Source organism: Mycetocola manganoxydans, from assembly GCF_003667545.1.
In the GTDB taxonomy this organism is placed as follows: domain Bacteria; phylum Actinomycetota; class Actinomycetes; order Actinomycetales; family Microbacteriaceae; genus Mycetocola_A; species Mycetocola_A manganoxydans.
Genome location: NZ_RCUV01000006.1, coordinates 24,330 through 47,219 on the forward strand (window position 1 = coordinate 24,330; position 22,890 = coordinate 47,219).

Genomic DNA, 22,890 nt, shown 5'->3' on the forward strand with positions numbered 1-22,890 from the left:
AGGGTGAAGGCGAGTCGTAGCTTTTTGACGCCCCGCTGCGAGGAGTATCCAGCGACGGCAGCCGCGAGCCGCGCGAGATTCGTCCGAGCGGACCGCCAATAGATCAGCCAGTCGCCCGCTGCGACCAGGTCGCCGAGCGCAAGCGTTCGAGCCAGGTCACACCGGTGCGCTCGAGGGAGGTGAGTCGGCAGCCGTCCCTGACGATGACCTCGTCGGGGTGGATGTCGTAGCTATGGCCGGACACTCCGACGATATGGACGGCACGCGTGTTTTTCGGTAGCCCGACGTGCAGGGCCGGTATTTCCGCCGGCATGGTGGGTATGGGGATGCCGTGGAGGAGCGCCGCTGTCGGCCCGCAGAAGAAAGCGTCCTGCGGCATCCGCAGCGCGTACGCCCTGCACAGTTGTCGCGTGAGGTCGCGGTGAGTCTCGAAGACATTACGTCCTTCCTGCGGGTGCGAAGCCGGCATCCGCACCCGCGAGAAAGGAGTGACGAGGTCGTTGGCCGAAAGGCGGCCGGGGCTGACACCGTGAGCGCGAGCCTCCGTCGTGGAGAACGGTCGGTCGGTGAGGTCAGCGGGGAGAGGGGTTCGTCGGGTCATACCGTCAGCGTGCGACGCATACCGCTTCGCGCGGATGCCGGTACGGATACTGTGAATCCGCCGGGCGGTTGCGGGACCTGTGAGGAACCCAGCATCTCGCGAGTTGCCCGGATTCACGGGTAATCCGCGCCCCACACTCGCGAGAGTGGGCAACTCGAGCCCACGGTTATACCGCAGGGAGCGGAACTCGTCAAGGAACGTGCTGGACACGGCGCGTCAGAAGACCTATGATTGATCTTTGCGCTCCCAGACGTTCCCTATGCCTTCATATTGCGGTCGGCCCAGTGTTTCTTTCTCAAGAAAGACGCACCATTTTTGATGGCGTTTGACGAGTTCTCCATTACTACCAGTAACTAGAGCCTGTACGAGGGCCCACGGAGGTTATTTCCTTGGCTGCTGCGCGCAACGCATCCACCAACTCACCCAAGAACGGCCGCGACGCATCGCGTCTGTCGTTCGCGAAGATCACCGACACCCTGACGGTTCCGGATCTGCTTGCTTTGCAGACCGAGAGCTTTGACTGGCTCGTGGGCAACGACGTGTGGAAATCACGCGTCGAAGAAGCCACGAAGGCCGGACGCCAGGACCTGCCGACTCACTCCGGACTCGACGAGATCTTCGAGGAGATCTCACCCATCGAGGACCTCGGCGAGACGATGCAGCTGAGCTTCACCAGCCCCTTCCTGGAGCCGGAGAAGTACTCGATCGACGAGTGCAAGGAGCGTGGCAAGACCTACGCCGCTCCTCTCTACGTCGAGGCAGAGTTCATGAACCACCTCACCGGTGAGATCAAGACTCAGACCGTGTTCATGGGCGACTTTCCGCTCATGACCGAAAAGGGAACGTTCATCATCAACGGCACCGAGCGTGTCGTCGTGTCCCAGCTCGTTCGTAGCCCCGGCGTCTACTTCGACCGCGCCCAGGAGAAGACCTCCGACAAGGACATCTTCTCTGCTCGCATCATCCCGAGCCGTGGTGCATGGCTCGAGTTCGAGATCGACAAGCGCGACCAGGTCGGCGTTCGCATCGACCGCAAGCGCAAGCAGTCGGTCACCGTGTTCCTCAAGGCCCTCGGCCTGACGAGCGAAGACATCCTCGAGAAGTTCAAGGGCTTCGAGTCGATCGAGCTCACCCTCGAGAAGGACACAATCCTCACCAAGGAAGACGCGCTTCGCGACATCTACCGCAAGCTCCGTCCGGGAGAGCAGGTCGCCGCTGAGGCTGCCCGCGCGCTCCTCGACAACTTCTACTTCAACGGCAAGCGCTACGACCTCGCGAAGGTCGGCCGTTACAAGATCAACAAGAAGCTCGGCCTCGACGCTCCGCTGAGCGACTCGGTCCTGACCGTCGACGACATCGTCGAGACGATCAAGTACCTCGTTCGCCTGCACTCGGGTGAGACCAGCTTCACCGGTCTGCGCGACGGCAAGAAGGCTGAGATCCGCCTCGACATCGACGACATCGACAACTTCGGAAACCGTCGTATCCGCGCCGTCGGCGAGCTCATCCAGAACCAGGTCCGCACCGGTCTGTCCCGCATGGAGCGCGTCGTTCGCGAGCGCATGACCACGCAGGACATCGAAGCGATCACCCCGCAGACCCTGATCAACGTGCGCCCCGTCGTCGCCGCGATCAAGGAATTCTTCGGTACCTCGCAGCTGTCGCAGTTCATGGACCAGAACAACCCGCTCGCGGGCCTCACCCACAAGCGCCGCCTGTCGGCTCTTGGCCCCGGTGGACTGTCACGTGAGCGTGCAGGTGTCGAGGTTCGAGACGTTCACCCGTCCCACTACGGCCGCATGTGCCCGATCGAAACCCCTGAAGGCCCCAACATCGGTCTGATCGGTTCGCTCGCGTCGTTCGCTCGCATCAACGCATTCGGTTTCATCGAGACCCCGTACCGTCGCGTCGTCGACGGACTGGTCACGAAGGACATCGACTACCTCACGGCAATGGAAGAGGACGACTACATCGTCGCCCAGGCCAACGCACCGCTGAAGGACGATGGCCGCTTCACCGAGGACCGCGTTCTCGCCCGCCGTAAGGGCGGAGAGGTCGACCTGTTCCCGGCTGAGGACATCGGCTACATGGATGTTTCGCCTCGCCAGATGGTGTCGGTCGCGACGAGCCTCATCCCGTTCCTCGAGCACGACGACGCAAACCGCGCGCTCATGGGTGCGAACATGCAGCGTCAGGCTGTCCCGCTGCTCCGCTCGGAGTCGCCGATCGTCGGAACCGGTATGGAGGGCTACGCAGCCATCGACGCCGGCGACGTGATCACCGCCGACAAGCCCGGTGTCGTCATGGAGGTGTCGGCCGAGGTCGTCACCGTCCAGCTCGACGAGGGTGGAACACAGGACTACTACCTGCGCAAGTTCGACCGCTCCAACCAGGGCACGAGCTTCAACAACCGCGTCATCGTCTCAGCGGGCGACCGCATCGAGGCCGGCGAGGTCATCGCAGACGGTCCAGCAACGGAGAACGGCGAGCTCGCACTCGGAAAGAACCTCCTCGTGGCATTCATGTCATGGGAAGGCCACAACTTCGAGGACGCGATCATCCTGAGCCAGAACCTGGTGAAGGACGACACCCTCTCCTCGATTCACATCGAGGAGTACGAGGTCGACTCCCGCGACACCAAGCTGGGTAAGGAAGAGATCACGCGTGACCTTCCGAACGTCAGCCCTGAGCTCCTGAAGGACCTCGACGAGCGCGGAATCATCCGCATCGGCGCCGAAGTCCGCCCCGGTGACATCCTCGTCGGAAAGGTCACGCCGAAGGGCGAGACCGAGCTTTCCGCCGAAGAGCGCCTGCTCCGCGCGATCTTCAACGAGAAGAGCCGCGAAGTTCGCGACACGTCCCTGAAGGTTCCCCACGGTGAGCGCGGCACGATCATCGCCGTCAAGGAGTTCAACGCCGAAGACGGCGACGACGAGCTCGGCTCGGGCGTCAACCGCCGCGTCGTTGTCTACATCGCCCAGAAGCGCAAGATCACCGAGGGTGACAAGCTCTCCGGTCGTCACGGCAACAAGGGTGTCATCTCGAAGATTCTGCCGATCGAGGACATGCCGTTCCTCGAAGACGGAACCCCGGTCGACATCATCCTCAACCCGCTCGGTATTCCGGGTCGAATGAACTTCGGCCAGGTCCTCGAACTCCACCTCGGCTGGATCGCTCAGCAGGGCTGGAAGGTCGAAGGAAAGCCGGCGTGGGCAAAGGGTCTCCCGGCCGAAGCGCTCGAAGCTGCCCCTGGCACGAAGGTTGCAACGCCGGTGTTCGACGGTGCGTCCGAGATCGAGATCGCAGGTCTCCTCGACTCGACCACGGTCACCCGTGACGGCGACCGCCTCATCGGCTCAAGCGGAAAGGCCAACCTGTTCGACGGCCGTTCCGGCGAGCCGTTCCCGGAGCCGATCTCAGTCGGTTACATGTACATCCTGAAGCTGCACCACCTCGTCGACGACAAGATCCACGCTCGTTCGACCGGACCGTACTCGATGATCACCCAGCAGCCGCTCGGTGGTAAGGCACAGTTCGGTGGCCAGCGGTTCGGAGAGATGGAAGTGTGGGCCCTCGAGGCCTACGGCGCGGCGTACGCGCTCCAGGAACTCCTCACCATCAAGTCGGACGACATCCTCGGCCGCGTGAAGGTGTACGAGGCCATCGTCAAGGGTGAGAACATCCAGGAGCCGGGTATCCCCGAGTCCTTCAAGGTTCTGATCAAGGAAATGCAGTCCCTCTGCCTGAACGTGGAAGTGCTGTCTGCCGACGGCACCGCGGTCAGCCTCAAGGACACCGACGACGACGCCTTCCGCGCAGCGGAAGAACTCGGAATCAACATTTCCTCCAGGTTCGAGTCCTCGTCAATCGACGAGATCTAAGCCTGGCCAACCGAAGACTTCAGAGACCTTTCTTTAGGAGAGAAATTGCTCGACGTAACAACATTTGACGAGCTTCGCATTGGCCTGGCTACCGCTGACGACATCCGTCGTTGGTCGTACGGTGAGGTCAAGAAGCCCGAGACAATCAACTACCGCACGCTGAAGCCCGAGAAGGATGGTCTGTTCGGCGAACAGATCTTCGGACCGAGCCGTGACTGGGAATGCTCCTGCGGCAAGTACAAGCGTGTCCGCTTCAAGGGCATCGTGTGCGAGCGCTGTGGCGTTGAGGTCACCAAGTCCTCCGTGCGCCGTGAGCGCATGGGGCACATTGAGCTGGCTGCGCCCGTCACCCACATCTGGTACTTCAAGGGCGTTCCGTCGCGCTTGGGATACCTGCTCGACATGGCACCGAAGGACCTCGAAAAGGTCATCTACTTCGCTGCATACATGGTCATCTCCGTTGACGAGGATGCTCGTCACCAGGACATGCCAGGACTCGAGAACGAGATCCGCCTTGAAATCAAGACGCTCGGCGACCAGCGGGACTCCCGCATCGCCGACCGGCTGAAGAAGCTCGAAGACGACCTCGTCGCCCTCGAAGCCGAAGGTGCCAAGGCCGACCAGAAGCGTCGCACCAAGGACGCCGCCGAAAAGGAGATGAGCCAGGCCCGCAAGTCGTACGACGAGCAGATCGCTCACCTCGAGCGTGTGTGGGAAGACTTCCGCACCCTCAAGGTCGGCGACCTCAAGCCTGAGGATGCCGTCTTCCACGAACTGCAGGACCGGTTCGGCCTGTACTTCGAAGCGTTCATGGGTGCAGAGGCCATCAAGAAGCGTCTCCTGAGCTTCGACCTGGCCGCCGAGAGCGAACTGCTGCACACGCAGATCGCCGAGGGCAAGGGTCAGAAGAAGATCCGTGCCATCAAGCGACTCCGTGTCGTCAACTCGTTCCTGTCGACCGGCAACTCGCCGGCCGCCATGGTTCTCGATGTCGTCCCGGTGATCCCGCCCGAACTGCGCCCGATGGTGCAGCTCGACGGTGGCCGCTTCGCGACCTCCGACCTCAACGACCTCTACCGTCGTGTGATCAACCGCAACAACCGTCTTCGTCGGCTTCTTGACCTCGGTGCCCCCGAGATCATCGTCAACAACGAGAAGCGCATGCTTCAGGAGGCCGTCGACGCACTGTTCGACAACGGCCGCCGCGGTCGTCCGGTCACAGGAACGGGAAACCGTGCCCTCAAGTCCCTGAGCGACATGCTCAAGGGTAAGCAGGGTCGTTTCCGCCAGAACCTGCTCGGAAAGCGCGTCGACTACTCCGGTCGTTCGGTCATCATCGTCGGTCCGCAGCTCAAGCTGCACCAGTGTGGTCTTCCGAAGCAGATGGCTCTCGAGCTGTTCAAGCCGTTCGTGATCAAGCGCCTGATCGACCTGAGCCACGCTCAGAACATCAAGGCCGCGAAGCGCATGGTCGAGCGCAGCCGTCCCGAGGTCTGGGACGTTCTCGAAGAGATCATCCGCGAGCGCCCGGTCATGCTGAACCGCGCTCCAACGCTGCACCGCCTGGGCATCCAGGCCTTCGAGCCTCAGCTCGTCGAAGGTAAGGCCATCCAGCTGCACCCGCTCGTCTGTGCTGCGTTCAACGCAGACTTCGACGGTGACCAGATGGCTGTCCACCTGCCGCTCTCCGTTGAGGCACAGGCCGAAGCCCGCATCCTGATGCTCGCGTCGAACAACATCCTCAAGCCGTCCGACGGCCGCCCGGTCACCCTGCCCACGCAGGACATGATCATCGGCCTGCACCACCTCACCACCCTCAAGGAGGGTGTCGAGGGCGAAGGCCGTGCGTTCTCCTCGATCGCGGAAGCAATTCTCGCGTTCGACCAGAAGACGCTCGACCTCAACGCCAAGGTGCGGATCCGCCTGCACGACATCACCTTCGGCAAGGGCGAAGGCCCCGAAGGTTACGACGGCAGCGGAGTGGCACTTGTCACGACGACCCTCGGCCGCGCTCTCTTCAACGAGGCGCTCCCGGCGGACTACCCGTACGTCGAGGACGTTGCAGACAAGGGCAAGCTCTCGTCGATCGTCAACGACCTCGCCGAGCGGTACCCGAAGACCGTCGTCGCAGCAACGCTGGACAACATCAAGGATGCCGGTTTCCACTGGGCAACCCGCTCCGGCGTCACCGTCGCACTGAGCGACGTTCTCACCCCGCCGAACAAGCGCGAGATCGTCCAGGGCTACGAGAAGCTGGCCGCGAAGGTTCAGGGCCAGTTCGAGAAGGGACTCACGACCGACGCCGAGCGTCGCCAGGAGCTCATCAAGATCTGGACCGAAGCAACCGAAAAGGTCGCAGAGGCCATGCGGGCGAACTTCCCCCAGGACAACACGATCAACCGCATGGTGACATCCGGTGCTCGTGGTAACTGGCTGCAGATCCGCAACATCGCGGGTATGCGAGGCCTGGTGAACAACCCGAAGGGTGAGATCATCCCTCGCCCGATCATCTCCTCGTACCGCGAGGGCCTGAGTGTTGCGGAGTACTTCATCGCAACCCACGGTGCTCGTAAGGGACTGGCAGACACGGCGCTTCGTACGGCCGACTCGGGTTACCTCACACGTCGACTCGTCGACGTGTCGCAGGACGTCATCATCCGCGAAGAAGACTGTGGAACGACCAAGGGCCTCGAGCTCGCGATCGCCGCTGTCGACTCCACCGGAACCCTCGTGCGTGACGCAAACGTGGAGAACTCCGTGTTCGCCCGTTCGCTCGCCGCTGAGGCCGTCGACCCGAAGGGCACCGTTGTCGCCGAGGCCGGTGCTGACGTCGGAGACGTTCTCATCGACAAGCTCGTCGAGGCCGGTGTCGAGAGCATCAAGGTGCGCTCGGTCCTGACCTGTGAGTCCTCCGTCGGAGTGTGTGCAGCCTGCTACGGCCGTTCACTCGCCACCGGACAGCTCGTCGACATCGGAGAGGCCGTCGGCATCATCGCGGCCCAGTCGATCGGTGAGCCGGGAACCCAGCTCACGATGCGTACGTTCCACACCGGTGGATCGGCATCCGCTGATGACATCACGCAGGGTCTTCCCCGTGTGCAGGAGCTCTTCGAGGCTCGTACCCCCAAGGGTGCGACTCCGATCGCCGAGGCCCCCGGCCGCGTCACGATCGAAGACACCGACCGGAGCCGCAAGGTCATCCTCACGCCGGACAACGGCGACGAGGCAGTGATCTACCCGGTGCTCAAGCGTGCAACTCTCCTCATCGAGGACGGGCAGCACGTCGAGCTCGGTCAGCCGCTGCACCTCGGTGCCGTCGACCCGAAGGAAGTTCTCCGGGTTCTCGGTGTCCGCGAAGTTCAGAAGCACCTCGTCGGTGGCGTCCAGGGCGTCTACCGCTCGCAGGGTGTGCCGATCCACGACAAGCACATCGAAGTCATCGTCCGCCAGATGCTCCGCAAGGTGACCGTGGTTGACCACGGTGACACCGGACTCCTGCCGGGTGAGCTTGTCGACCGGATGAAGTACAACGAGCTGAACCGCGCTGCTCTCACCGAGGGCAAGAAGACCGCATCCGCCCGCCAGGAAGTCATGGGTATCACCAAGGCTTCTCTTGCGACCGAGTCGTGGCTGTCCGCCGCCTCGTTCCAGGAGACGACCCGCGTTCTGACGCAGGCCGCCATGGAAGGCAAGAGCGATCCTCTGCTCGGCCTCAAGGAAAACGTCATCATCGGTAAGCTCATCCCCGCTGGTACCGGCCTCGGCAAGTACCGCAACGTCACCGTTGAGGCGACGGAAGAGGCGAAGGCTGAGCGCTACCCGAACCGCATCTTCGCAACGGATGGTGTGTTCGACGAGTCCGACCTCGGATTCGTCGACTTCGACACCTTCTCGAACGACGATTTCACCCCGGGAACCTACAACTAAGTTGTTCTCCCGGCACGGCTACTGAGTAGCTGAGCACGAAAGGCCCCGGCTTCGGCCGGGGCCTTTCTGTCATTAATCGTTACCCGACTGCGGCGTCGACGACTTCGCGAGCACGGCGCCGCACGGGTAGGCTCGCGGGCGAACACCAGTACTGAAAGTGGAGAGACATGCGTCAAGCAGCATCACCCTCGACCGTGCGCGGGCGTGTCATGCGCCGCATCGCGACGGCGGGAGCCGCAGCGTTCCTCACCGTCGCATTCGTGAGCGGATGCTCCGGCGCAACACCCCCAGACGACGCCTCCGCCCCGACTCCCACCGCGACGGAGGAGGGGCCCCGCCCCACGCCGTCCGCCGTTGCGGAACCCACGCCGGTCGGCACGATCATCCCCGGCGAGTGCGAGGACATCTACGGTCCCGACATGTTCGCGGGCCTCCAGGACGACATGCCTCCGCTCAACGACCCGTCCATGGCGGACCCGAACTTCTCCAACGTCGACGAGCTCGAAGAGCTGGTGCGGTCGGTCGAGTACCTGCAGTGCACATGGGGCGGAGCCGGTGAGATGGGCATCGTGACCGCGGTCGCCAAGGTCTCCGAAGAGCAGTCGACCGAAGCCCAGGCCATCATGGAGTCGAACGGATACGACTGCTACCAGCAACTCCAGGGAACGCGTTGCGTCAACCGCGAAGAGCTCGAGGGCAACACCGTGGGCGAATCCCACTTTCTCCGCGAGGACGTCTGGCTGTCGACCCTGTGGGTGAACGCGCCGATCCGCGGGTACACCGAGAACATCGTCAACGCGATCTGGGGCTAGCTCGAACCTCCGCGCGCGCCAATGTAGTGCGTTCTTACCCGCACGGATGCCATCAGCCGGCGTCCCTGTGACCCTTCCGCTTTCCCGGTCGCGGGGATACGCTGGCGGGGCGAGGGGATCGTTTCGAGAGAGGCTCCTCATGCGCACCGCCGCAGCGTCCCCGTCAACCCGGCGAACGGCATCCGCTCGTGCCGGTGTCTGTGCGACCGTGCTCCTGGTTTCACTGTTCCTCACGTCGTGCGGCGCGTCGTCACCGCCGGATGCTGCGCCCCCTCCCGCCTCGGACGAGGACCGGACACCGGCAGCAACGCCGGTACCCACGCCTACGCCGGAGCCCGTGACCGTTCCGACGTCGTGCGAGGAGATCTACAGCGGCGAACTGATCGCGGCGCTGTCGAGCAAGCACGCACCCCTCAACGACGCGAGCATGGCGGACCCGAACTATTCGAACACGGAGGGTGTCGAGGAACTCCTCCGCACGCTCGACCCGCTGCGGTGCACGTGGGGAGTGGCCGGACCGGTCGGAATCGTCACCGGGGTCGCCGCCGTCACGGCGGAACAGTCCGCTGCCGTTCTGGAGATGCTGACCTCGAGTGCGTTTGCGTGCGGTGACGAGAGTGGCGGAACCAAATGCGAGTTCAGGAGCGAGGGAGAGAAGGAGTTCCTCCTGGGAGAGTCGCACTTTCTCCGCGATGGCATCTGGGTGTCGACCTTCTGGATCAACGCCGACATCACCGGCTACACCGAGGACATCATCGCAACCATGTGGGCGTAAGCAGGTGTCGGGCGCACCCTCCTGCGATCCCGCCGCGGGAACGACACCGGATCGTGATCTGGTGCTCCTATCGCCGCCCGACTCCCTTCGATAGCTTGAGCAATATCAGGCAAGCGGAGGAAACCTCATGTCACACGACGGCCGGGACGGAGCGTTCCCACCATCTCAACCGATCGGGGATTCTCCGAAGCGCCGCCGCCGGGCGATACTGACCGGAGCCGTCGTCTCCGCCCTTCTTCTCGGAAGTATGACCGCGGCCTACGCTTTCGGTACCGCGGCCGCGCCGCCGCCGGTGGCAACGCCTGCGGCAGAGGAGCGAGTCGTATCCGACCCAGCCATCCCGTTGCCGCCCGTCGCGGAGGATCGGCTCCCGGTGGCGGAGCAGCCGCGCGAAGATCTTCCCATTCCTGCCCCACCTCGCGACTCAGAAATGACGCCAGTCCCCGTGCTGCCCGTCGACCTGGAGACGATCGAGATTCCCGACGAGTGCGTCGATCTCTACAGCGCGTCCATGTTCGAGTACCTCTCGGTCGACGAGGAGCTGCCGCTCAACGACGGCACGACGCTCGACCCCCCGTTCTCGAAGATCGCGCCGGTCGCCGCGCTGCAGGAGGGGCTGCCCGGGCTGGCCTGTACGTGGGGGTCTGCCGGGCACTTCGGGCTGCTGACTCAGGTGAACGAGGTCTCTGCGGAACAAGCCGACGCCGCTGAACAGACTCTTCGTTCCGTCGGCTTCGCCTGCGAAGACCGCGACGGCGGCACTCGCTGCGTCACGAGCGACACCGAGGAGGGCGAAGCGTGGGGTGAAACCCACTTCCTTCGCGGCAACGTCTGGCTCTGCACGTTCTGGGCGAACATCGCACCCCGCGGATACACCTCCGACATGGTCGACGCTCTCTGGGGCTGACCGAGGGAAACACGAGGGCGGATGCCGCGGCATCCGCCCTCGTGTTTCGTGTCGCGTCACGCGAATGGGGGCTGTCCAATCCCCAACGGGGGACTGTGCCGGGGTGCCGACGCCCAAGTAGCTTTGCAAGGCTGCCTGTACCCGGAGGTGATCGATATGGCATCCATCATGGAAACCCTGATCCTTCAGGGCATCCTGCCGTTCGACCAGCTCGATCGAGTCAGCCGCAGCCAGGCCGACGACGAGACGGCGCTGTCCGGCCTGGTCACGCAGGGCCTCGTCACTCCGGTTCAGCTCGCCCGCGCCCGCGCGACCCAGGCGGGCATCGGATTCGTTGAGCTTCTCGAGTACCCCGTCGACCGCACCGCCGTGAGCCTCGTGCCCGCGATGCTGTGCCGACGGCACGACGTGCTGCCGATCACGCTCGACGGCAAAGTGCTGAAGCTCGCCATGGTCGACCCGGGCAACGTGTTCGCGATCGACGACATCCGCGCCGCCACCCACCTCCGCGTGGAGCCCGTGCTCGCGGAGAAGGCTGACCTGCTCGCTGCGATCGACCGTTACCTCCGCGCCGACGGTGAACTCAGCGATCTCACGACGACGCTCGAGGAGGAGTCAGGACCCCAGGAGTCTGACCTCGCCATCGGCGACGCGCACGACGATGAGGCCCCGATCGTCCGGTTCGTGAACCTGCTCGTGTCGCAGGCGATCCAGGACAACGCGTCGGACATCCACATCGAGCCGGGGGAGTACGAACTCCGCGTGCGGTACCGCATCGACGGGGTGCTGCACGAGATGCAGAGCGCACCGAAGAGCATCCAGAACGGTGTCATCTCGCGGCTCAAGATCATGAGCGACATCGACATCGCCGAGCGGCGCAAGCCGCAGGACGGCCGGATGTCTGTCATGCACGGCGGTCGCAAGATCGACCTCCGCGTCGCGACGCTGCCGACCGTGTGGGGCGAGAAAGTCGTCATGCGAATCCTCGACAACTCGAACACGAGCCTCGACCTGCGCGACCTGCAGTTGCTCGACCGGAACTTCGAGGCGTACAAGGCCTCATACTCCAAGCCGTACGGCATGATCCTCGTCACCGGTCCGACAGGGTCGGGCAAGTCGACGACGCTCTACACGACGCTCAACTCGGTCGCCCGGCCGGAGATCAATGTGATCACCGTCGAGGACCCGGTCGAGTACCGCATGAAGGGCATCAACCAGGTGCAGGTGAACCCGAAAGCGGGGCTCACCTTTGCGAGCGCACTGCGGTCGATCCTGCGATCGGACCCGGATGTCGTCCTGCTCGGTGAGATCCGTGACCACGAGACCGCGCAGATCGCGATTGAAGCCTCGCTCACCGGCCACCTCGTGCTCTCGACCCTGCACACCAACGACGCACCGAGTGCTGTCGTGCGGCTGACCGAGATGGACATCGAGCCGTTCCTCGTCGGGTCGGCGCTCGACTGTGTCGTCGCCCAGCGTCTCGCCCGCAGGCTCTGCGATCGCTGCAAGGAGCCCGCCGAGTACACGGACGAGGACCTCGCTCGATTGAAGTTCCCACAGGTGCAGATCAGCCGGCGCATGCCCGGGCTGTTCAAGCCGATGGGCTGCCAGCAGTGCTCGATGACCGGCTACCGTGGCCGGATCGCGCTGCACGAGGTCATGACGGTGACCGAGGAGATCGAGCGGCTCGCTGTCGCCCGCAAGTCGAGCGCCGAGATCGGCCGGGTCGCGCGTGAGCAGGGGATGCTCACGCTCCGCGAGGACGGCTTCACCAAAGCGACGATGGGGCTCACGTCGCTCGAGGAGATCCTCCGCGTCGTCGTCTAGCCCACAGTTTTCTGCATTCAGACGTATCTGCCAGCTACACATTTCTGCCAACACACAGCACAACTGCACACACAGCAAAAAGCACACAGAGGGAGTGGACGCTTGAGCGACCCAATTTACGAGATTCCGGTTCTGCCGCCGGGAGCAAATGTCGACGGCTGGACCCCGGGCATCCGTCGTCGGAGCCGCGCCGAAGCCTCGGCTGCCCTTCCGCCCGAGTTCGACGCCGGTTTCGCGGCGGCACCGCCCGAGGTCGTGCCTGCGGCTGCGCCGCCCGCTCCCGCTGCACCCACCATGGCGTATGCCGCACCCGCCCCCGCTGCAGCCACCATGGCGTATGCCGCACCCACCCCGTCTGTTGCCGCATACCCCGACCCGACCGGGCAGCCCATGAGCAGAAGCGAACTGAACCGGCTCGCGCAGGAGGCGGCGGCATCCGCTGGTCGTTCCTCGTACGGGCAGGCCGAACCGGAACCCGCCGAGCTGCACGAGATCTCGCTCGCCGAGGCGCTGCACACGGTCGTTCGGCTCGGTGCGTCCGACCTGCATGTGACGGCGGATGCTCCGCCGATGGTCCGCGTGAACGGTGGCCTGCGTGCGATCGACGGCGCCGCGCCGTGGTCGCGCGAGAAGATGACGGCTGAGCTCGCCGCGATCGTCAACGACAAACAGCGCGAGCTGTTCTACGAGGTGCTCGAGCTCGACTTCGCGCACACGCTGACGGAGGAGAGCCGCTTCCGTGTGAACTACTACATGCAGCGGGGCGTCATCGGGGCGGCGTTCCGTCTCATCCCGACCGAGATCAAGCGACTGAGCGACCTCGGTGTGCCCGATTCGGTCAGCCGGTTCGCTGCGCTGCCCCGTGGGCTCGTGCTCGTCACCGGTCCGACCGGCTCGGGTAAGTCCACCACGCTCGCCGGGCTGATCGACCTCGTGAACCGTACGCGCGCCGACCACATCGTGACGGTCGAGGACCCGATCGAGTTCATGCACAAGAACCAGAAGTCGATCGTCAACCAGCGTGAGGTGGGTGCGGATACGCACAGCTTCGCGAACGCGCTCAAGCACGTGCTGCGGCAGGACCCCGATGTCATCCTCATCGGTGAGCTCCGCGACCTCGAGACGATCTCGGTCGCCCTCACCGCGGCGGAGACCGGTCACCTCGTGTTCGCCACGCTGCACACGCAGGATGCCGCGCAGACGATCGACCGTGTCATCGACGTGTTCCCGTCGCACCAGCAGGATCAGGTTCGCGTGCAGCTCGCCGGTACGTTGCAGGGGGTTGTGAGCCAGACGCTCGTACCGAAGGCGAGTGGTTCCGGCCGCGTCGTCGCCACCGAGGTCATGGTAATCACACCGGCGCTGTCGAACCTCATCCGGGAGGGCAAGACGTACCAGATCCTCTCCGCCATGCAGGCAGGCAAGGAGCTGGGCATGCACACGATGGACCAGCACCTCGCTGAACTCGTGAACAGCGGCCGGGTGACCCGGCAGGCTGCGGAGGCGAAAGCCCACGACCCCGAGGGCTTCACGCGCATGCTGAACGGCGTGCAATCGCCGACCGAGCAGTCGACGCGAGCCATGCAGCAGTCCGGGATCGACTTCGGCGACACCTACTCCGCGAGACTGGAGCGATAGATGGCAACCACCGTCGGTTACGCGTACAAGGGACGCGACGCTGCAGGCAAGATCGTCAAGGGCAAGCTGGATGCCTCGAGCGAGGCGGCCGTTGCGGCTCGCCTGCGCACGATGGGGCTCTCACCCGTGTCGATCGATGCGGCGCCAGACGGTACCGGACTGAGCCGTGAGATCACGATCCCCGGTTTCTCCAAGGGTGTGACGCTCAAGGACCTTGCGATCATGAGCCGGCAGATGTCGACCATGACGAGCGCCGGGTTGTCGCTCATGCGCACCCTGTCGATTCTGGCCGAGCAGACGGAGTCGAAGCCGCTGGCGAAGATCCTGGTGACGGTGCGCGACGACGTCGAGACCGGTGTCTCCCTGTCGGATGCCATGCGCAAGCACGACCGGGACTTCCCGCCAATCATGATCAACATGGTCAAGGCGGGGGAGACGGGCGGGTTCCTCGACAAGGCGCTCGACACGGTCGCGAAGAACTTCGAGAAGGAGTCGGAGCTCAAGAACAGCATCAAGAGCGCGATGACCTACCCGATCGTCGTTGTTGGGATGGTGGTGCTTGCGGTTGCCGGCATGCTCATCTTCATCGTGCCCGTGTTCAAGGACATGTTCGAGGGGATGGGCGGCAGCTTGCCGTTGCCGACGCAGATCCTCGTGACGCTGTCGGAGCAGATGATCTGGCTCGGGCCGCTCATCCTCGTGGTCTCGATCGTCGGGTCGATCTGGTGGAAGAAAAACAAGCACACCGAAGGTGTTCGCAAGGCGCTCGATCCGCTCAAGCTCAAGATGCCCGTGTTCGGGATGCTCATGACCAAGCTCGCCGTCGCACGGTTCTCTCGGAACTTCGCCGACATGATCGGGGCCGGCGTACCCATCCTGCAGTCTCTTCAGATCGTCGGCGAGACGTCGGGCAACTACGTCATCGAGCGCTCATTGGTGAAGGTGCAGGACTCGGTGCGCCAGGGCAAGTCCATTGCTGCGCCGCTGGCCGAGGAAGCGGTGTTCCCGCCCATGGTGATCCAGATGGTCGCCGTTGGTGAGGACTCGGGTGCGTTGCAGCAGATGCTCGACAAGATCGCCGACTTCTACGACCAGGAGGTCAAGACGATGACCGACCAGCTCACGTCGCTGATCGAGCCGCTGCTGATCGCGTTCCTCGGCATCGTCGTCGGTGGCATGATCGTGGCGCTCTACCTGCCGGTCTTCAACATCGCCACTTTGATGCAATAACCTGAGATTCCCTCAGCTATATGCTCAACAGCCCCCGCTCTGGGGGCGAGAAATGCCCAATATACCCCCATAGGCGTGTCTTCACGAAGGGGCTGGCTCCCATAAAGTCATAGATCGGTGGGCCGGTCTGGCTCTCCCCTGCACCAGCCAGTACCCCCTCAATCAGAAGGAAAGCCTCATGGTTTCTCGCCTCACCGCTGCTCTCGCGGCTCGTTACAAGACCATCCAGGAGAAGGAAAAGGGCTTCACCCTGATCGAGCTTCTCGTCGTCGTCATCATCATCGGCGTTCTCGCCGCGATTGCGATCCCGATCTACATCGGCGTCCAGAACAACGCCAAGGACAGCGCGGTGCAGTCGGACCTCACCAACGCCAAAATCGCCGTAGTCGCGTACTACACACAGGAAAACGCTATGCCGACTCTGGACAAGGCGACCCTCGGAACTCTCGGATTCACTGAGGGAGACAACACTGCTCCTGGATCCATCGCTTTCGGAGGTACAACGACCGCAGCCGAGAACTTCTGTATTGAGGCTGCTCGTAAGGACGAGACGACCAAGTTCTTCCACATCAACTCTGATGGTGGCGTCAAGCCCGGAGCATGCTCATAGCAAGAGCTCGCCGTAGTCATTGATCGCGCTGGTAGGGCGCCGCCTGGTCAGGCGGTGCCCTACCAGTTCCAGCAGCGGGGTCGAAATCTAAGGGCATAGACCGCCAGCCCGTCGCACCGGAAGGAGGTGGCACCCAGTGCAGCATGCTTCCTCGAAAATCGGGCAAGACAACCACGACGGCGGTCTCACCCTCATCGAACTCGTGGTCGCCATGATGGTTTTCGCAATGATCGCTGTCGGTGTCTCCATGTCGATCACGGGTGTTCTCACCATGACATCCGATTCCCGCGCCCGGGTTGCGGCTACCAATCTCGCCGCCAGCGAGATCGACCTCGCTCGCTCGTACGACGACGTCTTCAAGGTTCTGTCCAGGACTGAAACAAAAACAGTGGACAACACCCCGTTCACGGTGAAGCGCTCCATCTCATGGGTCTCCACCGCGGGCACCGATGTGAGCTGCAGCACTGCCGGCGGCGCCCTCCAGTACAAGCGCGTCAATGTGACGGTGACCTGGCCGGGCAACACGTCGGCCAAGGTTCGATCGGACACCATTCTGACGCCCGGCAGCCGCATCAACGAACCGACGACAGGAACGATTCTCGTGTCTGTAAAAGGGGCGTCCGGGGAGGGAACCCCTGGCGTCGTCGTGAGCGCGGCGGCCACCGCAGGAGGCGGACCGGTGACGACAACAGCTCCGAAGACCGACTCGGACGGCTGCAGCTATCTCCTTAAAGTGGTTCCCGGGACGTACAACGTCTCGCTGTCCAAAGCTGATCACGTCGACAACCTCCACAATCCCTCACCGACGCAGCCGGTGACCGTTCTTGCTGGCCAATCAACAGCCGTGCTGTTCGCCTACGACACCGCGGCGACATACAACGTCAAGTACGCAGCCATGCCGACACCGGTATCGCCACTCCCCGGTCCGATTATCGTGCCGTCCACCATGGATGTGAGCATTTTCGGCGGTGACACTCCCGTCGTGAGGGATCTTTCGTCGACGTTGAAGCTCTACCCACAGACTGCGGGCTACCAGATGGTGACAGGAGCGTTTGCTGTTGAAACCGCGACAAAACCTTGCACGGTCGTCGATCCGACCTCCTGGCTCGACGATGTGTCCGTTACCCCGCCGAAGATAGGACATCTGCCGAGCCTGGTGGGTACGGTTCCTCCCACGCCGGTTGACATCTCAGTTCCAGTGGGAGTCGTAACGATCAAAGGCGACACCACGGCCGCCCGTTGGCTCTTCGCTGAGCGGGTGATCTCAGGAGCGGATCCATCATCTGGACGCCCCGCTTGTATGCAGCCGGTCACGCACAAATTTGGGAGCGCGGTGATACCGAGCGGCGTAGGAAATACCGTGACAGTGGGTCTCCCGTTCGGCGCGTGGAAGTTCTACTCGAGCACCCACGCCGACGGGCGCTCCCCGCTCTGGCTCAACACGAGCCGAGTGACCGTGCAGACCTCCGCGCAACCTGCGCCAGGGTCCTCCGTCTTCACACTTGATCCTCGCTCGGTGACCCCGTGATGGCCGTTCGAACTCGCGTCGCGCGGGCGCGAACGGGAACCGAACGGGGCATCACAATGGTTGAGTTGCTCGTTGCGATGCTCCTGCTGTCGATCGTCATGACCGTCGTGATCGCACTACTGAGCAGTCTCACGAAGGCGGCGAGCATGAGCCAGGGAATCGACGCCAGCAGCAAGACAGCCTCGAACGCTATGAACGAGTTGGCCCTGGTTATTCGCAACGGAGCATCCGTTCCGGTGAGAAATAACATCGTGCCGCTGGCGGCCTTTGCCGCCGCCTCGCCAGAGTCCATGACCATTCACTCAGTTCTGTCGTCAACCGGATCTGTGCTGGCCCCGGTGAAAGTCGGTTTCACGGTCAACGCACAACGGCAGCTGATCGAGCAGCGTTGGACCGCTTCCGTATCGGACGGGTATTACTCCTGGCCAGCCAGTGCGACTGTCTCGACCCGAAACCTCAGCGGCTCGCTTCTCATTCCGGAGGCGGGGGGCACCTCGCTCTTCACGTATCTCGACAGCACCGGAACCCCGATACCCATGGGTGCGGGCAACAAGATCATCGCGGCAAATCTGGAGAAAGTTCGATCGGTCATCATCACCATGCGTGTCGAAGCCGAAGGTGGTGCGGCGGGCGAAATCGTTGAACTGGTCAATACGGTCGGCGTGCCCAACCTCGGAGAGGTCAGGACCGAATGAGGTATTCAGTGTCGCGATTCTTGCGGTGGCGTGGCGAGGAGGGTGCAGCTCTCGTCATGGTCATCGTTCTCGGCGCCGTCATGATGATGGTAGCTACGACAGCGGTGACGATAGCCGTCAGCGGAACGAGGAGTTCCAAATCCAGTGAAGACTGGAACGCGGCTCTGGCCGCTGCGTATGCCGGGGTCGAGGAATACCAGAACCGGCTCGCGAACGACAGCACCTACAGCAAGTACGGCAATCCAGCTTCGTCGTTCTCGGCCGCCTCGGGCAGTTCCGTTTCGCTTCCAACCGCGCCTGCGAACCCCGCTTTTGGTGTCGGTAAGGCAGGAACGTGGGCCTCTGTCCCGGGAAGCGACGCGAGAGCGAACTTCCGATACGAGGTCGATAACTCTAAATACTCCGCAAAGGGAGTGCTGACTCTTCGATCGACGGGGAGGGTGGGAACGACTACTCGCACAGTCGTCGCCGACCTGAAGCAAAAGGGCTTCATTGATTTTCTCTACTTCACGAACTACGAGGTGAGGGATCCGAGCCAGGGTGGCGCATCGTGCACACCTTCTTGGAGTTGGGAGAAGGCCAACTCCTGCACCAAGATTCAATTCGCGCCGTCCGATGAGATGAACGGCCCCATGCACTCCAATGACACTCTGAGCCTGTGCGGCCGGTTCAAAGGCGAAGTAACCACGGCTAACAACAAATCACCGAACTTCGAAAAAGCGTGCACAAGTCCTGTATTCGAAGCCGGTCAACCTAAGACAAGTCAAACAATCGGAATGCCACCGACCAATGCAGAGATGAAGCGTGAAACGCGCTCCGACCTGCCGCAGGACGTACCGCGACCGGGGTGTTTGTACACGGGCCCAACCCAAATAACCCTTCTCGACACAGGCAAGATGCGGGTGATTTCGCCGTACACGAAATTCACCAATGTGGCTGGGAACAACTCGTCTTCCGGCACAAATCCCGCTAAATGTGGTCAACCGGGGACGACGAACGGGAATCTCGGGTCACCGGGCGGTGCTGAAATCGACGTCATCAACGAGAACCTCGTCTACGTTCAGGACGTGCCGACGACGTCAGTGGACAAAAATTACACCGCCACCGGCGTCTATCCGACCTCGTTCTCCTGCACCAACGGAGACTCGAACGCTACGAAGGGCGGCTGGGTCTTCTCGTCGGGCGCCGCTGCATCGCGGTACCCGATGAGGGACGAGGTAGCGCCCGCTGCCGTGACCCCAGCTCACTACGGCTGCCGCAAGGGCGATGCATATGTCGAGGGAACGTTGAAGGGCACGATGACGATCGCGGCTCAGAACTATGTTTACGTCGTCAATGATCTTCTCTACAAGGACGCCGGGACCAACATCCTCGGGCTCGTTGGCGGCAACTCGGTTTGGGTCTGGAATCCAATCAAATGCACAAGATACGACACGGATTGGCGGGGTAACCCGACGACGACATGTGACCGCTCTGAATTTGAGCTTGATGCTAACCGCACGATCAACGCGGCAATCCTCGCCGTTGCTCACTCCTTTTCGGTCCAAAATTACGACAAAGGATCAAGCAAGCGCGGCACGTTGACCGTAAACGGCGCGATTGCGCAAGTGTTCCGTGGGCCCGTCGCCACAACGGGGAGCACCGGGTACGACAAGAGTTACAACTACGATCTCCGGCTTCGGGTGACAGCGCCTCCCAAGTTCCTCTCTCCCACCTCCACCACGTATGGCGTGAGCCAGATCGGAAGTGTCGGGAACGCTTACAACGCGGACGGGTCGGCACCGTGACCGGCCTCGAGCAGAACGTCGTACTCATCACCGGGACGGTGTTCATCGGAGTCTTCGGGCTGCTGATCGGCTCCTTTCTCAACGTCGTCGTGTACCGCGTTCCGAATGGCCTGTCGGTGGTCTCGCCGCCGAGCGCGTGCCCCGGGTGTGACAGCGAAATCAAGGCCTATGACAACGTGCCCGTCCTGTCGTGGCTCGTGCTTGGCGGCAAGTGTCGTTCCTGCCGTGAGCCAATTTCCAAGAGGTATCCCCTGGTTGAAGCGGGCGTTGGCGTCTTCTTCGGGATTGTCGGCGTCTGGTGGTGGGTTGTAGCGGGGGGAGCTGACGCTCTCTCGGGGTCCGAGATTTCGACAGGCTCAATCACCGGATCTGTGCTTGTGTTGGTCGCATTTCTGTGGCTCGCCGGCGTCAGCGTTGCACTCGCTTTGATCGACCTCGACACGCACAAGCTTCCCAATGCGATCGTTCTGCCGAGCTACGTCGTCGGGGGAGTGTTGCTGGCGGCCGCCGGCATCCTCAACGGTGATGTGGATGCTCTCGTCCGTGCCGGGATCGGGATGGGGGCGATGTGGTTCGCATACTTCCTGATGGCGATGCTCTACCCGGGCGGCATGGGCTTCGGCGACGTCAAGCTCGCGGGTGTTCTCGGTATCTACCTCGGCTTCGTCGGTTGGGGTGCGCTTCTTGTGGGCGCGTTCGCGGCGTTCTTCTTCGGCGGTATTTACGCCATCGCGCTCGTGATTCTCAAGAAGGCGGGCCGGAAGAGCGGTATCCCCTTCGGACCCTGGATGCTCGTCGGGGCCTGGACCGGAATTTTCGCCGGCAACACACTATGGACTTCCTATCTCTCGCTGCTCGGCGTGGCCTAGGTACGGGAAAGCACGAGGAGAAACATGTCTACCAACGTTGTGGGTATCGATATCGGGAGCGCCGCCATCCGGGCGGTCGAGCTCCGGGACCCGGACAAAGCCAAACCGACCGTGATGCGGTATTCGGAGCTGCCGCTGCCCGCTGGCGCTGTCAACCGCGGTGAAGTGATCGAGCCGAATACCGTCTCGTCGGTTCTCAAGCAGTTGTGGTCCACCGGTGGATTCACCAGTAAGAACGTCGTCATCGGGATGGGCAACCAGCGGGTTCTGGCCCGTGACCTCACTCTCCCGAAGATGTCGCAGACACGCATTCGTGAGGCGCTGCCGTACCAGGTTCAGGAACTGTTGCCGGTCCCGGTGACGGAGGCGATGCTCGACTTCTATCCGGTGTCGGAAGAACAGACCGAGGGCGGTCCTGTCGTCCACGGACTCCTGATTGCCGCCATCAAGGAGGCGGTGCTCGGGAACGTTCGAGCTGTGGAGAAGTCCGGCCTGACGACGTTGGGGGTCGACCTCATCCCGTTCGCCCTGACCCGCGCTCTCCTGCGCGAAGGTGCAGGGGCGGGGACCGTCGCGATCGTCGACATCGGCGCGAGCGCCACGACGATCGTGATTGCATCGAATGGCGTGCCGCAATTCCTCCGAATCATTCCGGCCGGTGGGGATGACCTCACCACGGCGCTCGCGCAGCGGCTGGAAATCGACTCACTGCAGGCAGAAGGAATCAAGCGCGGTGTCGGCCTGCGGACGCGAGTCGACGACCCACAGTTCCAGCGCCCGATGGAGATCATCAATGAGGTGACGAGCGAGCTCCTTAGCAGCGCACGCAACACGCTCGACTATTTCAGCCAGGCCCGACCGGATGCCCGTGTCGAACGCATCCTGCTCACCGGAGGTGGAGCGCAACTGAGCGGTTTGCCGGATGCTCTCGCTGAGTTGACGCGAACCCCGGTTGTCCCCGCGGATCCGTTCGCCAGCCTCGGGCTGGCGAAATCATTCAGGCCCGAGCAGCTTGGTCAGAACAAGTCGAGCATCCTCGTCGCGCTCGGCCTCGCCTTAGGAAGTGCGGCATGAGCAAGATCAACGAGAGTCTGATCGTCGGGGGTGCGCCACGAGCAGATCTCCTGCCGCCGGAGATCCGCCAGGAGCACAAGGGCAAGCGCACTCGCCGCAAACTCATCTGGGGAGTCCTCGGGGTTGTGCTGCTCGTGTTCGTCGGAACGGGCGCGAGTTACTACCTGTCCCTGACGTCGGCGATTCAGCTTGTTGCCGCGCAGGAGCGCACCAACGAGCTGCTTGTCGAGCAACAGAAATACACCGAAGTGCGGGTGGTGCAGGACGAACTCGCGTCCGTCGAAGCGGGTCAGCGTGTCGGCGCGGCGACCGAGGTGGACTGGAAGGCCTACATCGACAAGATCGAGGCGAGCCTGCCCGACAACGTGTTGATCATGGAAGTGACGATTGACGCGGCATCCCCCCTCACCGATTACGAACAACCTGACGCTCCACTCCTCGGGATGCGCGTCGCCACGCTGAGATTCGGAGCGTGGACATCTGCTCTGCCCGACACGGATGCCTGGCTGGTCGCCTTGAGTGCGCTGCCCGGGCACGCCGATGCGAACCCTGACTCCATTGAATTTGACGACGACACCCGGCTCTACGAAACCTACGTCACGATGCACATCGACGAGCGGGCGTGGTCGGAACGCTTCATCTCCGACGAGGAGAAGGCAGCCAAGAAGGAAGCCAAGAAGGAAGCCGCGGACGCCGAAAAAGACGCTGTGGCGAAGGAAGAGGACTGAT

Annotated in this window: 16 protein-coding genes; 15 read left to right on the forward strand and 1 reads right to left on the reverse strand. The window is 62.9% G+C overall.

The window, feature by feature from the left end; all coding sequences use genetic code 11:
* Positions 1-103 precede the first annotated feature (103 nt).
* Complete coding sequence (locus tag D9V29_RS05690) at positions 104-601, reverse strand: hypothetical protein (protein WP_147436224.1); 498 nt, start codon at positions 599-601, stop codon at positions 104-106.
* A gap of 389 nt (positions 602-990) precedes the next feature.
* Here D9V29_RS05690 and rpoB point away from each other — a divergent pair, with 389 nt between their 5' ends.
* The 15 genes from rpoB to D9V29_RS05765 all read left to right on the forward strand — a co-directional run bounded on the left by rpoB (position 991) and on the right by D9V29_RS05765 (position 22,889).
* Entirely contained in the window at positions 991-4,482 is a 3,492-nt protein-coding gene (gene rpoB, locus D9V29_RS05695) for a DNA-directed RNA polymerase subunit beta (RefSeq protein WP_121672377.1), read from the forward strand.
* A 45-nt stretch (positions 4,483-4,527) separates the two neighbouring features.
* Positions 4,528-8,409: a DNA-directed RNA polymerase subunit beta' gene (locus tag D9V29_RS05700; protein WP_121672378.1), complete on the forward strand. Its 3,882-nt coding sequence runs from the start codon at positions 4,528-4,530 to the stop codon at positions 8,407-8,409.
* A gap of 167 nt (positions 8,410-8,576) precedes the next feature.
* Positions 8,577-9,221: a hypothetical protein gene (locus tag D9V29_RS05705; RefSeq protein ID WP_121672379.1), complete on the forward strand. Its 645-nt coding sequence runs from the start codon at positions 8,577-8,579 to the stop codon at positions 9,219-9,221.
* A gap of 139 nt (positions 9,222-9,360) precedes the next feature.
* Positions 9,361-9,996, forward strand: a complete 636-nt coding sequence (locus D9V29_RS05710) for a hypothetical protein (protein WP_121672380.1) — start codon at positions 9,361-9,363, stop codon at positions 9,994-9,996.
* A 127-nt stretch (positions 9,997-10,123) separates the two neighbouring features.
* Positions 10,124-10,903, forward strand: a complete 780-nt coding sequence (locus D9V29_RS05715; RefSeq protein ID WP_121672381.1) for a hypothetical protein — start codon at positions 10,124-10,126, stop codon at positions 10,901-10,903.
* Between the two features lie 156 nt (positions 10,904-11,059).
* On the forward strand, positions 11,060-12,730 hold the full coding sequence (locus D9V29_RS05720) for a GspE/PulE family protein (RefSeq protein ID WP_121672382.1): 1,671 nt from the start codon (positions 11,060-11,062) through the stop codon (positions 12,728-12,730).
* 102 nt (positions 12,731-12,832) lie between these two features.
* Positions 12,833-14,368 carry a type IV pilus twitching motility protein PilT gene (locus D9V29_RS05725; protein ID WP_308428568.1) on the forward strand — a complete coding sequence of 512 codons (1,536 nt, stop codon included), beginning with the start codon at positions 12,833-12,835 and terminating at the stop codon, positions 14,366-14,368.
* Positions 14,369-15,598: a type II secretion system F family protein gene (locus tag D9V29_RS05730; protein WP_121672383.1), complete on the forward strand. Its 1,230-nt coding sequence runs from the start codon at positions 14,369-14,371 to the stop codon at positions 15,596-15,598.
* A 178-nt stretch (positions 15,599-15,776) separates the two neighbouring features.
* Positions 15,777-16,208, forward strand: coding sequence for a type IV pilin protein (locus tag D9V29_RS05735; protein WP_121672384.1), 432 nt, complete (start codon positions 15,777-15,779; stop codon positions 16,206-16,208).
* 136 nt (positions 16,209-16,344) lie between these two features.
* Positions 16,345-17,736: a hypothetical protein gene (locus tag D9V29_RS05740; protein ID WP_121672385.1), complete on the forward strand. Its 1,392-nt coding sequence runs from the start codon at positions 16,345-16,347 to the stop codon at positions 17,734-17,736.
* On the forward strand, positions 17,736-18,431 hold the full coding sequence (locus D9V29_RS05745; protein ID WP_121672386.1) for a PilW family protein: 696 nt from the start codon (positions 17,736-17,738) through the stop codon (positions 18,429-18,431). Before D9V29_RS05740 ends, D9V29_RS05745 begins: the two co-directional genes overlap by 1 nt.
* Positions 18,432-18,487: 56 nt before the next feature.
* Positions 18,488-20,218, forward strand: a complete 1,731-nt coding sequence (locus D9V29_RS05750) for a hypothetical protein (protein WP_229790488.1) — start codon at positions 18,488-18,490, stop codon at positions 20,216-20,218.
* Positions 20,215-21,087, forward strand: a complete 873-nt coding sequence (locus tag D9V29_RS05755) for a prepilin peptidase (protein WP_229790489.1) — start codon at positions 20,215-20,217, stop codon at positions 21,085-21,087. Before D9V29_RS05750 ends, D9V29_RS05755 begins: the two co-directional genes overlap by 4 nt.
* 24 nt (positions 21,088-21,111) lie before the next feature.
* A complete protein-coding gene (gene pilM, locus D9V29_RS05760) occupies positions 21,112-22,161 on the forward strand; it encodes a type IV pilus assembly protein PilM (RefSeq protein ID WP_121672388.1) in 1,050 nt (349 codons plus the stop codon).
* Positions 22,158-22,889 (forward strand): hypothetical protein, encoded by a 732-nt coding sequence (locus D9V29_RS05765; RefSeq protein WP_121672389.1) that lies wholly within the window; start codon positions 22,158-22,160, stop codon positions 22,887-22,889. Before pilM ends, D9V29_RS05765 begins: the two co-directional genes overlap by 4 nt.
* Position 22,890: the final 1 nt, after the last annotated feature.

Excerpts from the sequence above, each read along its gene's own strand:
- D9V29_RS05690 (WP_147436224.1), bottom strand. The coding sequence starts at position 601 with ATGACCCGACGAACCCCTCTCCCCGCTGACCTCACCGACCGACCGTTC.
- D9V29_RS05705 (WP_121672379.1), top strand. The coding sequence starts at position 8,577 with ATGCGTCAAGCAGCATCACCCTCGACCGTGCGCGGGCGTGTCATGCGC.
- D9V29_RS05710 (WP_121672380.1), top strand. The coding sequence starts at position 9,361 with ATGCGCACCGCCGCAGCGTCCCCGTCAACCCGGCGAACGGCATCCGCT.
- D9V29_RS05715 (WP_121672381.1), top strand. The coding sequence starts at position 10,124 with ATGTCACACGACGGCCGGGACGGAGCGTTCCCACCATCTCAACCGATC.
- D9V29_RS05720 (WP_121672382.1), top strand. The coding sequence starts at position 11,060 with ATGGCATCCATCATGGAAACCCTGATCCTTCAGGGCATCCTGCCGTTC.
- D9V29_RS05730 (WP_121672383.1), top strand. The coding sequence starts at position 14,369 with ATGGCAACCACCGTCGGTTACGCGTACAAGGGACGCGACGCTGCAGGC.
- D9V29_RS05735 (WP_121672384.1), top strand. The coding sequence starts at position 15,777 with ATGGTTTCTCGCCTCACCGCTGCTCTCGCGGCTCGTTACAAGACCATC.
- D9V29_RS05745 (WP_121672386.1), top strand. The coding sequence starts at position 17,736 with ATGGCCGTTCGAACTCGCGTCGCGCGGGCGCGAACGGGAACCGAACGG.
- D9V29_RS05750 (WP_229790488.1), top strand. The coding sequence starts at position 18,488 with ATGGTCATCGTTCTCGGCGCCGTCATGATGATGGTAGCTACGACAGCG.
- pilM (WP_121672388.1), top strand. The coding sequence starts at position 21,112 with ATGTCTACCAACGTTGTGGGTATCGATATCGGGAGCGCCGCCATCCGG.
- D9V29_RS05765 (WP_121672389.1), top strand. The coding sequence starts at position 22,158 with ATGAGCAAGATCAACGAGAGTCTGATCGTCGGGGGTGCGCCACGAGCA.